General features: G+C 41.4%; 12 protein-coding genes. 1 reads left to right on the top strand and 11 read right to left on the bottom strand.

Annotated elements, in window-relative coordinates; all coding sequences use genetic code 11:
* Positions 1–11 precede the first annotated feature (11 nt).
* From KVT27_RS05310 to KVT27_RS05270, 9 genes are all read right to left on the bottom strand, one after another.
* Positions 12–983 (bottom strand): P1 family peptidase, encoded by a 972-nt coding sequence (locus KVT27_RS05310; RefSeq protein WP_036124998.1) that lies wholly within the window; start codon positions 981–983, stop codon positions 12–14.
* 41 nt (positions 984–1,024) lie between these two features.
* Positions 1,025–1,999: an ABC transporter ATP-binding protein gene (locus tag KVT27_RS05305; RefSeq protein ID WP_217580888.1), complete on the bottom strand. Its 975-nt coding sequence runs from the start codon at positions 1,997–1,999 to the stop codon at positions 1,025–1,027.
* The gene (locus KVT27_RS05300) at positions 1,968–3,002 is read right to left on the bottom strand and encodes an ABC transporter ATP-binding protein (RefSeq protein WP_036146467.1); all 1,035 of its coding nucleotides are present in this window, start codon (positions 3,000–3,002) and stop codon (positions 1,968–1,970) included. Before KVT27_RS05300 ends, KVT27_RS05305 begins: the two co-directional genes overlap by 32 nt.
* A gap of 15 nt (positions 3,003–3,017) precedes the next feature.
* The gene (locus KVT27_RS05295) at positions 3,018–4,472 is read right to left on the bottom strand and encodes an aldehyde dehydrogenase family protein (protein WP_036124993.1); all 1,455 of its coding nucleotides are present in this window, start codon (positions 4,470–4,472) and stop codon (positions 3,018–3,020) included.
* Between the two features lie 10 nt (positions 4,473–4,482).
* Entirely contained in the window at positions 4,483–5,229 is a 747-nt protein-coding gene (locus tag KVT27_RS05290; protein ID WP_217580887.1) for an SDR family NAD(P)-dependent oxidoreductase, read from the bottom strand.
* Position 5,230: 1 nt separating this feature from the next.
* The gene (locus tag KVT27_RS05285; protein ID WP_036124990.1) at positions 5,231–6,319 is read right to left on the bottom strand and encodes a tartrate dehydrogenase; all 1,089 of its coding nucleotides are present in this window, start codon (positions 6,317–6,319) and stop codon (positions 5,231–5,233) included.
* On the bottom strand, positions 6,316–7,548 hold the full coding sequence (locus KVT27_RS05280; protein WP_036124988.1) for a M20 family metallopeptidase: 1,233 nt from the start codon (positions 7,546–7,548) through the stop codon (positions 6,316–6,318). The genes KVT27_RS05285 and KVT27_RS05280 overlap by 4 nt, the downstream gene beginning before the upstream one ends.
* Positions 7,549–7,835: 287 nt before the next feature.
* Positions 7,836–8,963, bottom strand: a complete 1,128-nt coding sequence (locus KVT27_RS05275) for a conserved virulence factor C family protein (RefSeq protein WP_036146473.1) — start codon at positions 8,961–8,963, stop codon at positions 7,836–7,838.
* A 12-nt stretch (positions 8,964–8,975) separates the two neighbouring features.
* Complete coding sequence (locus KVT27_RS05270) at positions 8,976–10,865, bottom strand: ABC-F family ATP-binding cassette domain-containing protein (protein WP_217580885.1); 1,890 nt, start codon at positions 10,863–10,865, stop codon at positions 8,976–8,978.
* Positions 10,866–11,199: 334 nt separating this feature from the next.
* On the opposite strand from KVT27_RS05270, the gene KVT27_RS05265 reads away from it, so the two are divergent.
* Positions 11,200–12,114, top strand: a complete 915-nt coding sequence (locus KVT27_RS05265) for a hypothetical protein (RefSeq protein ID WP_217580883.1) — start codon at positions 11,200–11,202, stop codon at positions 12,112–12,114.
* Between the two features lie 391 nt (positions 12,115–12,505).
* Here KVT27_RS05265 and KVT27_RS05260 read toward each other — a convergent pair whose 3' ends face one another.
* Together KVT27_RS05260 and KVT27_RS05255 are read right to left on the bottom strand one after the other, a co-directional pair.
* Entirely contained in the window at positions 12,506–13,120 is a 615-nt protein-coding gene (locus tag KVT27_RS05260) for an HD domain-containing protein (RefSeq protein ID WP_080709342.1), read from the bottom strand.
* Between the two features lie 689 nt (positions 13,121–13,809).
* Positions 13,810–14,853, bottom strand: a complete 1,044-nt coding sequence (locus KVT27_RS05255; RefSeq protein ID WP_217580881.1) for an S-methyl thiohydantoin desulfurase domain-containing protein — start codon at positions 14,851–14,853, stop codon at positions 13,810–13,812.
* Positions 14,854–14,861 lie beyond the last annotated feature (8 nt).

The following is a 14,861-nucleotide window of genomic DNA, read 5'->3' as shown; positions in this document are numbered from 1 at the left end:
CCCCTTTTCTCCTAAGTGCTTATCTTTTGAATGCTTGTATAGCTTTCCACCCCTGCCAATTTCTCTGCCGCTTGAATACCAGCAAGAATAGCTTCCTCCATCACCTTAGTCGCTAAATGTCCCAAATAATCTAGCGCAAATGTCTGCTCTCCTGTACCTAGCACAAAAATAGTATCGCCATCAAGCATCGTATGGACAGGATAAATCGTTCGGGCAAGAGCGTTTTGCGTAAGCTGGGCAATCTTTTTTGCTTCTGCCTTCGTTAATTTTGCATTCAACGCTACTACGCCAATGGTTGTATTCGTGCCAGCAAGTGCCTCTGATTGTGCATGCTCTTCGAGATAGGCACAGCAATCCAGCCACTGTCCTGTTTGAGGATTTCTCGCTCCCGCTAAAATTTGCCGTGTATTAGGATTCTTGACATCACCTACTGCGTTAACAGCCACAATAGCCCCAGCAATAAGCCCATCCTTGCCCGCAATAGATGCACTGCCAAGTCCACCCTTCATGGCAAAGTCTGGTCCTGCCAGTTTACCTACCGTCGCCCCATAGCCCGCGCCAATATTGCCATTTTGAAATGAACCTACTTGGGCCGCTTGGGCCGCTTCATAGCCCATTAGTGCTGTAGGTCGAGCTTGAGGATCGCCAATAAATAAGTCAAAGAGGACCGCACTTGGCACAATCGGAATTTTGGCAACGCCTGCATCAACCCCAATCCCTCGCTCCTCTAAAAATTGCATGACTCCTGTAGCAGCATCTAATCCAAAGGCACTGCCCCCTGACAGACAAATACCATGCACACGATCAATTTCATTGATGGGATCTAATGCATCCGTTTCACGAGTACCTGGTGCAGACCCTCGAACATCTACCCCACACACTGCCCCGCCTTCCATTAATAGAGCCGTACAGCCTGTAATCCCCTCTTCGTTTTCACGATGCCCCACCTTGATACCTGGAACATCGGTAATATTGCCAAACATATCAACACCTCTACTCTAAAATAAATTAAATATTCAGATTATTAATCATATAAAAAGCAAGCAACTCGCTGATTTGCATTTTCCTCCTGAAGCTTAGGCCTCTCCTGCCGACACCTTTCCATGACATGTGGACAACGCGTATGAAAAACACAGCCAATGGGTGGATTAATCGGGCTAGGTAGTTCACCTTGTAAAAGTACTTCTTGTTTTGACTCATCAAAATTGACCACTGGAATAGCAGATAGCAGCGCTTGTGTATAAGGATGTAATGGATGAGCGTATAGCTCCTTTTTCGTTCCTATTTCCACAACCCGTCCTAAGTACAACACCGCCACACGATCACTTATATGCTTCACAACGCTTAAATCGTGGGAAATGAATAAATAAGTTAACTGAAATTCATCCTGTAAATCCATCATTAAGTTAAGGACTTGTGATTGCACAGACACATCCAATGCCGATACTGGTTCATCCGCAATAATAAATTCAGGGTGAATGGCAAGAGCTCTTGCAATCCCAATCCTTTGTCGCTGACCTCCTGAAAATTCATGAGGAAATTTTTGCATGGCATCCTCAGGAAGTCCAACCTTTTGTAGCAATTCCTTCACGCGCTCTTTTCGCTGTTCCTTCGTCAATGTTAATTGTAATTTCATCGGTTCCTCAATAATCGCTCCAATGCGCATTCTAGGATTTAGTGAGGCAAAGGGGTCTTGAAAAATCATTTGCATTTGATTGCGATAAAATTGAAGCTTATTGCCCTTTAAATGCTGGATCGGTTGTCCTTTATATAATACTTCTCCGGCTGTTGGTTCAACGAGCTTCAAAATCGTTCGTCCAAATGTAGATTTTCCTGAGCCAGATTCGCCTACAATGCCTAGCGTCTCTCCCCGATAAATTTCAATGGAAATATCATCGACCGCTTTGACCATCTTTTTCTCTTCTTTCATAGACTTGCGCTTCACAGGAAAGTAAGCTTTTAAATGATTAATTTCCAGCAAAACTTCTTTCTCCGTCATGTGCCAGCTCCCCCTTCTCTGTGAATAAATGACAGCGCACTTTATGTGTCTCTTGAATATAGTGTATGGTCGGACTATCCTGATGGCATTGCGCCATAGCATGCGGGCATCGTGGTGCAAAGCGACAACCTTCTGGTAATGCATATGCGGGTGGCACAGTGCCAGGAATAGATGGCAGTCTTTTCACCTCTGTTTCAAGACTCGGCATTGTTTTGAGCAGCGCTGTCGTATAAGGGTGCTGAGGATTTAAAAAAAGCTCTCTTACAGGAGCTTCCTCCACTATTTGCCCCGCATACATAACCATGACACGGTCCGCTGTTTCTGCGACAACACTCATATCATGAGTAATGAATAAAATCGCTGATTGATGTTCTTCCTTCATTTTCATCATCAGCTTTAAAATTTGTGCCTGTACGGTTACATCCAATGCTGTAGTCGGCTCATCCGCAATTAATAGCTGGGGATTATTTGACATCGCAATGGCAATCATGACACGTTGCCTCATCCCCCCTGATAATTGGTGAGGATATTCGGCAATTACCTTCTCCGCGTTGGCAATTCCCACTTCCTTTAATAATTGTAATGCTTTTTGCCAAGCATCTTTTTTTGAAACCTTTTGATGTCTACGAATGCCTTCGATCATTTGATTGCCGATCGTAAATACCGGATCTAATGAAGTCATAGGCTCTTGAAAAATCATACTAATTTCATTACCACGAATATGGCTCATCTCTTTATTTTTATAGGCTAATAGATTTTTGCTGTTTAAGTTGATAGTTCCTGCTGTAATTTCCCCAGGAGGGATTGGCAGTAAACGCATAATTGCTAAGGAGGTAATACTTTTGCCACTGCCCGATTCTCCCACTAATGCAACCGTTTCTCCTTTATGAATAGTAAAGTTCACATCGTCTACCACTTTTGCCTCTTTGCCATTCTTCAAATGGAATCGGATCGATAATTGATTGACCTCCAAGAGCACTTGTTTATCTTTTGCATGTTCCATAGGCGTCCCTCCCTGTCAGCGTTGAATAGGTGGTGCATAGCGTATGGCAATATTTTTCATTTGCGTATAGTTCCGCAGAGCAACAAAGCCCTTCTCTCGACCAATCCCACTTTTTTTATAGCCTCCGAACGGCATTTGAATACCACCTGCTGCCCCATAATTATTAATAAATACTTGTCCTGCTTGCACACGACTCGCCACATAATGGGCTGTATCAATATTCTGTGACCAAACACCCGCTACTAAGCCATAATCTGTGCTATTGGCAAGAGTAATGGCTTCCTCCACGCTCGTAAATGTTAAAACCGTCAGCACGGGTCCAAAAATTTCCTCCTGCGCTAAAGGATCATTCGGCTGTACACCATCTAGTATAGTTGGCTGCACATAGAAGCCATTTTCATAGCCTTCCATCGTCAATGGCTCACCACCAGTGATGACATAGCCATCTTTCTTTGCTTGCTGTAATAATGTAGTAATTTTTGTATACTGGCGTTCATTGAGCAACGGACCCATATCCATGTCCGCCTCACCTGGCCCCACCTGTATCGCTTGAAATTTTTGTACTAATTGCGGGAGAAATGTATCCTTTATACTTTCTTCAATGAGTAGTCGAGCACCAGCCGAACATGTTTGCCCTGAATTTTGAATAATAGCCCGTACTACGCCCTCCAATGCTTGCTCTAAATTGGCATCCGCAAAAACAATATTGGGTGATTTTCCGCCAAGCTCTAATGTTACAGGGACAACATTTTCCGCTGCCGCCTTCATCACTGCAACCCCAGTAGGAACGGACCCCGTAAAGGTAATATGATTAATATCAGGATGTGATGTTAAATACGGACCCACATCTCGTCCTAAGCCCGTAATATGTTGAAAGATCCCTTTTGGCAGTTTTTCTGAAAGCCACTCCGTGATAGCATGTGTTGTTAGTGGCGTATCTTCCGCACTTTTCACAATAACTGCATTGCCTGTAGCAATGGCTGCAGCGACACTTCGTGCTGTAATTTGAATTGGATAGTTCCATGGCACGATATGTACAGTAATACCAACAGGTTCGAGCACTACTGCATTCAATAGGCCATCCTCAATTGGAATCGTATCCCCCATCACCTTATCAGCCGCTCCACCGTAAAATTCAAAATACCGAGCCGCCGCTTCAATATCTGCCCTTGCTTGCGTTAAAGGTTTACCTACGTCCCGGCATTCTAGGAGACTCCATTCCTCGGCATGCTGACGAATATAATGAGCGAAGTCGATTAATAACTGGCCTCGTTCAAAAGCCTTCCATTGACGCCATTCATCACTTTCAAAGGCTCTCCGTGCTGATCGCACCGCTTCTTCTACATGTGCTAGACTGGCATTACTAATTTGCGCAATGATTTCTCCCGTTGATGGATTGCCCACATCTAGCAATGCTTCTGCATCACCATAAATCCATTCCCCATTAATCAACATAGGAATATTTTTCATCGTATCCCTCCTATAATCCTCGACCACCATCTACATGTAAGGTCGTCCCAGTGACCATGCTAGCTGCATCAGACAATAAATAACTAACGGCTCCTGCTATATCAGATGGCTTAACCAATCGTCCTAATGGGACAGATTGCACAAACACACTTTGCTTTGTTTGCTCAACATCGGCGCCCTGTGCGGTAAATTGCCCGAGCATTTGTGTATCGGCAGGTCCAGGATGAATCGTATTAACACGAATTTGGTTTGGTGCCAGCTCAATCGCTAGCCCTCTCGTAAAGCTTTCCGCTGCACCCTTCGATGCAATATAGGCTTGTAAGCCAGGCCTAGGGCGAACTGCTGATATGGAAGCAATCGTAACAATAGACCCCTTTTGCTGTTTTTTCATAAAGGGGACAACAGCTTTTGCTGTAATAAATAAACTTTTTACATTGACATCCATTAAGCGATTCCACTCGTCCATCGTTACTTGTTCAACTGGCGTTGCTGCCTGTGCAATTCCAAGTGCATTGACAAGCCCATCAATTCTCCCGTACTTATCAACAATTTGCTGGAAGATGTCATTCACTCGCTCCTCCTGCAATACATTGACTTCAAAGCATTGCAGGGAATCATGTGTTAAATCGGACAGCGCCTTAACAGATAAATCAAGCCCTATGACCAGATTACCTTGCTTAAGCTGCTCTTCCATAATGGCTTTTCCCATTCCGCCACCTGCACCTGTCACAACAATCACCTTTGGCACCGTTGTCATACTATACACCCCCTGCTGTTAAAGTCATATGAATGATTTCCTGACAAATCGCATCGCCCATTTGCGCCGTTGTTGCTTGTCCACCAATATCTGCTGTTTTCACGACGCCTTCTTCTAGCACTTTCCTAATAGCTTGGACAATCAAATGTTCTAAATCCTTTCTACCTTGATGTCCTAGCAGTAAGGCGAGCGACCATATTTGAGCAATTGGATTAGCAATACCCTTGCCTGCTATATCTGGGGCTGAACCATGCACAGGCTCAAACATAGATGGAAATGTCTTCTCTGGATTTAAGTTGGCAGAAGGGGACAAGCCTAGCCCACCAACAATAGCAGAGCCTAAATCAGATAAAATATCGCCAAATAAATTGGAAGCTACAACGACTTCAAATTCCTGTGGTCGTTCGACAAAATAAGCGACTAATGCATCGATATAAATGGCTTCAAGCTGTAGTTCTGGTGCAATTTGTGTCACTGTTTTTCTTGTATGCTCATCCCAAAATTTCATGGAGTGAATAATCGCATTAGATTTTGTCGCACTTGTCAGCTTGGTTTTCCCATGCTGTTGAGCATATTCACAGGCTGCTCGAACAATTTTTTCAATCCCCATACGTGTCATAATCGTATTTTGAATCGTCATTTCTTGAGGCTGCTGTTGATATAGTCGACCCCCACTATCCGAATATTCCCCCTCAGCATTTTCACGGAAAATGACAAAATCAATTTCGTTCCCGCCAGCCAGAGGTGAGGAAATCCCTGGCAATGACTTAATAGGACGGAAATTCACATACTGCTGGAAATTTTTCCGAATCGGCATAATGAGTTCCCATACCGTGACATCATCTGGTACGCGAGCATCACCAATCGCTCCAAATAATATCGCATCATATTTTTGTAGTGTCTCCAGTGCATCCTCTGGCATCATACGACCGTGCGCTAAATAATAATCAGAGCTCCACGGAAAAACCGTCGTTGTAATTTGTAGGGATGAATCCCGTTCTTGCACACATTTTACAACCTTTAATGCTTCCTGCATCACTTCTTTCCCAATGCCATCCCCTGGTATAACCGCCATTTTTATTGTTGTCATTGTGCATCACCAGCCAAAAATTTTAATGCCGCTAAACGATAAATAGCTGTTGTCTCTGCCAATTCTTCAATATCTACATATTCATTGATTTGATGAGGAATTTCGCGATCTCCTGCACCAACCGTCACAATTGGAATACCATGGACGTGAAGAAACGTACCATCTGTTGCACCAGGAACACCGTTATATTTAGGTTCCTTTTCTGTCACCTCTGCCACGGCCTCGTATATGGCCTGTACAACAGCTTCCTCCTTAGCCGTTGCTGTAGCAGGTCGATTATCAAGAATCGTTAGTTCCACATTAAAATCTGGATCATCTGCCTGTAACCGTTTAATAATTGCGTCGATTTTTCCTAGTAATTCATCATGATCTTGGGCAGGAACCGTACGAATATCAAGCGTCGTCATACAGTGATCAGGAATGACATTGATTTGTGCATCTCCTTTAACAGGCGCACGTAATATCGTTGGCGTAATAGATGGCCAATTCAGCATCGGGTCACGGCCTAACCGAGCCTGCTCCTCTTTTTCTAGTTTCTCCAGCTCTACAATCAACCGTGCCATACGCCAGTTTGGATTAATGCCACTCCACGAGATCGCGCCATGTGCCATCTTACCGAAAATATCAACCTGTAAACGAATGGCCCCACGCTGTGCAATACATACATTGTTTTCCTGTGGCTCGCAAATAATAGCCCCATCTACTCCGTCTGCCCAGCCGTTTTTAATAAAATGTTTTATACCTAGCATGAGCCCCTCTTCATCGCAAGGGATACATAAAATAATCTTGCCTGTAAATTCTTCCTGATCTAGTAGTAATGATTGACAGGCAGTTATCATACAAGCAAGATTGCCCTTCGTATCATTTGTTCCCCTGCCATACATACGCCCTTCAACAATCTCTGCTCCAAACGGATCGTATGCCCATGCATCACGATTACCCTCCGTCACAACATCTGTATGCCCCTCAAAAAGTAATGTTTTCCCAGGCTTGCCCGAATCAATAATACCAATAACATTCGGTCGTCCAGGCACAACTTCCTCTACATGCGTTTCAATGCCAATATCCCGTAAATACGCCGCAACAACGTGTGCCACCTCTTCTTCATTACCCTTTGGATCATTCTCACGGTAAACGCTTTCAATTCGTACTAGCTTTTGTGTTAACGCGATGACCGCCTCCCGATCTCGCACATACGATTTGGTTGTTTTTAAACTAGTTACTGTCATGCAAAGGACCTCCTATTTTAGGGAATATTCTGAATTTATGTTATTTTAACATTGACCCTTCTCTATGAAACTAGACAATATGTTAATGATTCATAGAATGACCTTAACTTTTTGTTTAGCAATAAATCGCTAAAAAACAACATTTTTTTCTACTTTACACTAATTTTTGATAATTCGAAGAGGAAGTATGTATGATTATCGAGGATATTGAGTGACTTCATTTCCTTAGAATAAAACTCTCACCACAAAATAAAAAAACCAGCGGCTGCTGGTTTTTTCTTACATAACTATTGTTGGCGAGATTCAGTCATTTGCTTCCAAACGGAGCCCTTTGCCTCTTCACCTTGCTCAATACGGGCAATCGCCATTTTCACTTGTAGCTTCACTTCAAATTCTTTATCATCTGCGGCCGCTTTTAATACTGGTAATGATTGTTCTGTACCAACCTCATATAAATACATTGCTGCACGCCAGCGTACCAATTTGTTCTTATCTTGTAAGGCTTGCTGCATGGCGCTTTCAAATTCTACAAAGCCAAGGTCGCTCATGCAGTCGCCAGCTGTACGTCGCACGGCGGCACTTTTATCCTGAAGGGCTCTTTCTAAATACGGAACAACCGTAACATCTTCAACCATCCCTAAATATACCGTTGCTAGACGACGAATCGACATTTGCTCATCCTGTAAAGCTACATCTAAAAGAGGTAAATCATCCAGCTCTGGATCAGCCATTTGGTCTAATAACTGGAAGCGTTTCTCCCATTCCGGTTGTTGGAACTGCTCCACCGTTATTTTCAGCTTATTTGATGGAACGATAGCTTTTTCATCGTCATTATTAATCGCAGCAACAATTTCTTCTAACCGTTCTACAGAATATGTGACATCAATTTCCTGTTTGACCGCTTCTGCAATTTCTTCTAGTTCGCCATAGCGCACACCATAATCAATCCATTTACGCTGGAAAATATAGTTTTCATCTACTGCTGATTCAATAATTTGATTAAACGCATCTACAAAACGTTCACCACAGCTCACACGATGTTCACGTTGGTTATCAAACACTTTTACTTGTAGTGGTACTTGCTTATAAAACTGTACATGGACATAAACTTCCCCGTAAAACTCGTTAGCTACTATTGTTTCATCTTGCGTTTCAACGTCTTCACCTAATACTTGACGGATACTTGCTAAAATACCTTCCCATGCATATTTGGCATTACGCTCCACCGCAAAGAAATCAGCTACATGATAAACGCCCTTTATCCCTTCAATAGCTAAAATAGCTGCTGCTTCACCAGTGGCTTCATCTTTATTATCCTTTGTAAAATTATAGCTTTTCCCGAACGGTAGCTCTGTATCAACAACAATCTTCATAGAATTGGGACTTGGTGTCGGTTCAATTGTAATAATCTTCATGTCTATCGCTCCTTATCCATTAACAATTTCATCTAAATAAGACCATCTTTCAATCAGATGTTCATACTGTGCATTGAGCCCATCAAGCTGAGCTGTTAATTCCTGTAGTTTTGTAAAATCTGAACCAGCATTAGCGATTCCCTCTTCAGTCTCCATAATAGCTGTTTCTGTTTTTTCAATATCATCTGCAATCGTTTCCCATTCTTTTTGCTCTTTAAACGATAGCTTTTTCTTATCGGATTTTGGTTTTTCGGACTTCGGCTTTTCAGCTTTCGGTGCCTCAGCTTTTGCAGTAGCAGGAGTATGCTCACGCTTCTCCAAATACTCACTATACAGATCCAGCGTTTCCTCTACCTGCCCTTTGCCATCCAAGATCCATAGCTTTTTCGCAATGCGGTCTAGGAAAAAACGGTCATGTGAAATCGTGATGACTACACCTGGGAAATGCTCAATGAAATCCTCTAGCACGCCCAATGTTTCAATATCTAAATCATTGGTTGGCTCGTCCAATAATAAAACATTAGGCTGCTCCATTAATAAACGTAATAAATGAAGGCGCTTGCGCTCACCACCTGATAATTTACCAATTGGTGTACCGTGAGCATGTAATGGAAATAAAAATCGCTCTAGCATTTGAGCCGCAGAATAGCGGACACCCTCTGCATCTGTAATATCATTCGAAGCCTCACGTATATATTCAATCATACGCTCATTTTCATTCATTTTCGGTAAAGTTTGCTTGAAATGAGCTAGCTTTACTGTTGATCCAACAAGAATTTCTCCTTGGTCAGGTGAAAGCTCTCCTGCTAGCATGTTCAATAAAGTAGATTTTCCTACACCATTCGCGCCGATTATGCCAATACGGTCCCCTTGCTGGAGTAAAAATGAAAAGTTATCTAAAATCTTTTGCTGGCCAAATGCTTTCGAAATACTTTCAGCCTCTAGCACTTTACGCCCTAAACGTGTTGTAGCTAGTCCCATTTCCAATGAAACGTCCTCTGATTTACGCTCTAAATTATCCTCTAACTTTTCAAAGCGTTGGATACGCGCTTTTTGTTTAGTGGAGCGTGCCTTCGCACCGCGACGAATCCATTTCAACTCTGAACGATAACGGTTGCGATCCTTCTGAGCAGAAGCCGCCTTCATTTCCTCACGGATGGCGCGGGCCTCTAAAAAATCACCATAATTTCCTGTATGACGATACAGGGTTTGATCGGCTAGCTCGTAAATATGTGTCGATAATTCATCTAAGAAATAACGATCATGGGTAATAAAAATAACTGCGCCCTTGAGTCGTAGCACCATCTCTTGAAGCCACTCTGTTGCTTGCACATCCAAATGGTTGGTCGGCTCATCTAATAGGTAGAGATCTGCTGGTTCAATTAATACTTTAGCCAATGCTACTCGTTTTTGCTGGCCGCCTGATAGCGTTAGCACTTCTTTATCAAATGTTTCAATGCCAAGCTTTGTTAAGGCTGTTTTTGCAAGCGCGTTGACATCCCATGCCTGCTCTTCATCCATACGCTGCTGCAAGCCAAATAAAGTCTTTTGCAAACTTTCAGATGTTGGATTTACTGCTAGTTCAGCAACTGTTTCCTCATATTGACGATTCAGTTGTAAAACCGGTGAGTCACCCGCAAAGACTGCTTGTAAAACCGTTTCTCCTAATTGGAATGTCGGTTCCTGTGGTAAATAGGCGACACGGTATTTATTGGGGCGATCCATTGTGAGGGTATCCGCTTCGATATCCTCTGCTAAGATTGATAACAGGGTTGATTTCCCCGTACCATTAATACCGATTAGGCCTGCTCGCTCACCCTCATAAATGGTAAATTCAATATTTTCAAAAAGCGTTTTATCGCCCACAGTTTTTGTTAAATTTTGTACAATTAAATGACTCATTCCACGATTCCATCTCTTTCATGTTAGGTATTGTTCATGCCCACACTACTTTTATGTAGACGATTATTGATATCCACTATTCATCATAACATCAATTGACATGTAAACAAAGAACAACAAACTATCAACAATTTGTCCTAATGTTGTTCCCGTTCTCCTGTCAATACACGGATAGTTTGATGATGTTTTGTTCTAGTCCTGCTCAATCAGCAGCTTGCCTCTTTTGATGAATTTATTGTTCAATAGCGGTAGTGAATTAGTACAAATTACCATTTGAGAAGTCTAATACAGTAGTGTAACATAATATTCCAAGCTAATAAAAAGGAGCAAAATGATGAAAATTTCCAAGTTTATTGTCATGCTACCGATTATATTTGTCGTCGCCATATTTCTATATTTTTTTACTCAAAATGATGATCGGCGCGTGACAACCTATATGAAAGACAAATATGACATGGATATTGTCATAAAAAATAAAGGACTTACGAATGGTTTTCCATCAGATCAAGAATATATGGTCTATCCAAAAGATCATGAGGATCTAACATTATCTGTCATTATTGATCATGAAGGTAGTTTAACGGACAATTATGCTAGAATGCTAGAAGCTGATCGTGAACTTCATCAATTAAAAAAGGTCATGCCAGAAATAGAAAAGCTTGGCTTTGTTGCTTCGAAAGAGGATAACTTACTTTTCGTCTCTGAAAATAGTATATCGGCTAATCTTTATTCCCCTACTGCATTAGATATTGCGCATTTTGAGGAAGCAGACTTAGATCGTTTTTTTGCATTACAAAAGCTCATCAAACAGAGTGGGGCTAATATTGACGATGTGAACGTCACTGATATCTTCTATATGAAGAAGTCAAATGCGACAGTTGCTAGTTATTATGAAAATAAAAAATGGGCATCCAAAAAAGAAAAAGTCGAAAATGACCGTTTTACATTTGACTCTCCCAGTGGCAAAGGCGATAGTTGGTTCAATTGTAGAGAAATGAATCAAAAGGGTGAATGTACGAATATATTTGTCCAAATTTATTTTAAGGACCATACTTTAACACAAGCAAATAGATACCTCGAGGAAGATTTCGTGTCCATTTTTAATCTCTTTGAAAAGACAATTCAACCAAAGGCAAGTATTGAATATAGCTTTATAGAAGAGAGTTCCGACGATTCATTACGATTTACCAACTATGAAATCGCCCAATATGCAAGTACTGCAGATTTCATCAAAAGAAACTTTCAGTAACAATAAAATGCTTATGTCAACCATATCCAACTATTACATATCAGGAGCAACTAGATGGAATTAGCTGTTGTTATTAATTTATTTCTATACCTCGCAAATTTTGTATTTATAAAAGAAAATAATATGAACAAACGCAGTGTAATGAAGGGGAAATTTTTATTTACATTGTTCAATCTCTTATCATTAGGTTGCGGTATAATGTTGATACAGTTTTCTAAAGCTGTTTTGATCGACCATGTGGAGGTATCCCATATAAAGGATACATTATTACTTGCCTTCGGGTATTTTTATTTTATAGGGCTGAACATACTTTTCACATTTTTAGTACTACGAAAGAAATAGCCCACTATCACATAAAGCACCACCCTTCCATTGAGGGCGGTGCTTTATGCTATTGACCTATTTCATGTTGTAATTGCTGTAAAAAGCTTTCCATAAATTGATGACGTTCAAGTGCCATTTGCTTGCCCTTTTCCGTTACCATTAAATCCTTTAGAAGCAATAGCTTTTCGTAAAAGTGAGTGACAGATGACGTATTTTTTTGACGATATTCTGATTCCGACATATTTGTGCGTGCTTCTTCATCCTTATCATAAAGCTTGCGGTCTTTCGCACCACCATATGCAAATGTTCGTGCGATGCCAATAGCTCCAATTGCATCTAAACGGTCTGCATCGCGAACGATTTTCGCTTCCAAGGATGTAGCCTCTAGCTCATTTCCACCATTAAACGATACTTGTGCAATACAATTTCGAATATGTTGCTTTTTTTCCTCGCTAACAGGGAGCTCTGCAATAAGCTGTTCCTCCTGTTCCTTACTATCGGTATACTTTTTGTCGCTCACATCATGCAACAGCACTGCAATTTTAACAACTTCAGCATCTGCTGCTGGCTCTGTATGTAAAATCGCTAGTGCATTTTGATAGACACGCTCAATATGTTGGAAATCATGGCTAGCGTCAAACTGTTCATAAATTTCACGTACTTTACTCATTAAATAATCCATAGTTCAAACTCATTCCCTTCCTACACGATTATACTGTATTTATAGCCCCTACGAAAAATAAAAAATCAACACCTTTTCAATTGACTAATTTTTCAGAATATTATATGATAAACGTGCAGAACAAACAATTTGTTCTGTACCTCATATTTTTCAGCTATGTACAAACAGCTATGTGTTTGACAGAATGAATATCAACTTCAGCGGGCTTACAATTGAATAGTATGTTTGCAAGATGACATAAGTAAAGAAAACCAATCATCAAACAAATAAAAGTGAACACTTTCCCTTAGAAATTCTTTGTTTAACCCGCATAGCATGATGTACAGCCGAAAATTGTGAACAACAAGTTAGTTGTTTTTACGACCAAAAGGTTATTATTAAATGGAAGCCATGTGTAATTGTTTTTCGTTATTGGTTGTTACCTTCTTCAAGTTGTATGAACGTAGCTCCTCCCTTTAATGAAAATCGTACACGATGATGACTTCCAGTTTATAGAACCACGTGAATGAGTCGTATAAATACAATGAAGATTCATGTAAGCCAAATTGTTAGAAGTTATAAAGGAAGTAGGAACGATCGTGATAAAATGTAATACCTTCCCGCTGAAGGACGAATAAAAGCTGCCCATCTTACAGTCATGTAGATGATGGCAGCTTTTATTATGTTATTTGCTAGTTAACTTGTAGATCCTACAACACGGCCTTGATGACCTCATCAATTTCTTTTAATAGTTCTTGATTTTGCATCGTTGAACTTAATTTTAATTGAGATTGATCAACATGGATGACCGCCACATGCATGCCTTCTTTTATGCTCGCACTTGGAACTGGCAGCATCTTTTCCGTATCAAATGTCATGATAAGATCTGGAAATTTCGATTGTAGCTGTCCTTCTTTCGATAACGTCATGTATTCATTCCAGAAAGTCAAATCGTAATCGCCAACGGATAATTTCCCTACGTCAAAGCCATTTTCCTTCGTTAATGAATAATGTTGGACCTTCCCCGTTACGATATGCACCCCATTCAATTGCTGTAAAATATGGGTCAATTTATCGTCAAAGGTTTGTCCATTGAGGAAACGATAGCCAAGCTCAATAGCCATTGTAATGGCATTCGGTGCCCCATGTTTCTGTAAATAATCTATCGTCACAGGATTCCTCGTCACACCTACTAACCCTCCTGCTAGAATAGACGCTTGTCGTGCCGTTTTAGCCGTGTTTTGTAGTGGGCCTTCCACAAACCCTTGGACCGCAAAGTCATCTTTGCCACCTGCGTAAAATTGCACTGATTGATAGTCTTGCTGTTCATGAAGATTTAAGGAACCCATAATTCCCGTTGGATGTGCCCGCCCATTACAAGGAGCATCCACGACAGGCACCTTTAATAAAACTGACTGCAACCAGCCATTAATCGTTGTGATGGCACCATTTTCATTGGTAATGATGCCTTTTAGACGGTGATTGGTATGTGTGTTCATATTGCGATAGCTCCAGCAAAGCTGCTCGTTCGAAATATATTGATCGACTGCTGAAGGTGCGCCTACCATTGCCACACACGCCACTAAATCTTCGCCATCTAGTTCTGTCATATCGACTATTTGAGGTTCCCCGGCTGCAAAAATTTCCTCCACCAGTTTGAGCCCTTCCTCTAGGAGGCCACCTCCGCCTCCACCAAGGATTGCCCCTCCATAAACAGCAGCAATCCCATCCTCATACGTTAATACTTTTGCCATCGAGCATT

The organism is Lysinibacillus sp. GbtcB16, assembly GCF_019091145.1.
GTDB classification, from domain to species: Bacteria; Bacillota; Bacilli; order Bacillales_A; family Planococcaceae; genus Lysinibacillus; species Lysinibacillus fusiformis.
This window is presented reverse-complemented; position numbering and strand designations above follow the sequence as displayed.

Bases quoted from the DNA above. Each gene is read 5' to 3' on its own strand.
- KVT27_RS05295 (WP_036124993.1), bottom strand. From the start codon at position 4,472: ATGAAAAATATTCCTATGTTGATTAATGGGGAATGGATTTATGGTGAT.
- KVT27_RS05285 (WP_036124990.1), bottom strand. From the start codon at position 6,319: ATGACAACAATAAAAATGGCGGTTATACCAGGGGATGGCATTGGGAAA.
- KVT27_RS05310 (WP_036124998.1), bottom strand. From the start codon at position 983: ATGTTTGGCAATATTACCGATGTTCCAGGTATCAAGGTGGGGCATCGT.
- KVT27_RS05305 (WP_217580888.1), bottom strand. From the start codon at position 1,999: ATGACGGAGAAAGAAGTTTTGCTGGAAATTAATCATTTAAAAGCTTAC.
- KVT27_RS05280 (WP_036124988.1), bottom strand. From the start codon at position 7,548: ATGACAGTAACTAGTTTAAAAACAACCAAATCGTATGTGCGAGATCGG.
- KVT27_RS05265 (WP_217580883.1), top strand. From the start codon at position 11,200: ATGAAAATTTCCAAGTTTATTGTCATGCTACCGATTATATTTGTCGTC.
- KVT27_RS05290 (WP_217580887.1), bottom strand. From the start codon at position 5,229: ATGACAACGGTGCCAAAGGTGATTGTTGTGACAGGTGCAGGTGGCGGA.
- KVT27_RS05300 (WP_036146467.1), bottom strand. From the start codon at position 3,002: ATGGAACATGCAAAAGATAAACAAGTGCTCTTGGAGGTCAATCAATTA.
- KVT27_RS05260 (WP_080709342.1), bottom strand. From the start codon at position 13,120: ATGGATTATTTAATGAGTAAAGTACGTGAAATTTATGAACAGTTTGAC.
- KVT27_RS05270 (WP_217580885.1), bottom strand. From the start codon at position 10,865: ATGAGTCATTTAATTGTACAAAATTTAACAAAAACTGTGGGCGATAAA.
- KVT27_RS05275 (WP_036146473.1), bottom strand. From the start codon at position 8,963: ATGAAGATTATTACAATTGAACCGACACCAAGTCCCAATTCTATGAAG.
- KVT27_RS05255 (WP_217580881.1), bottom strand. From the start codon at position 14,853: ATGGCAAAAGTATTAACGTATGAGGATGGGATTGCTGCTGTTTATGGA.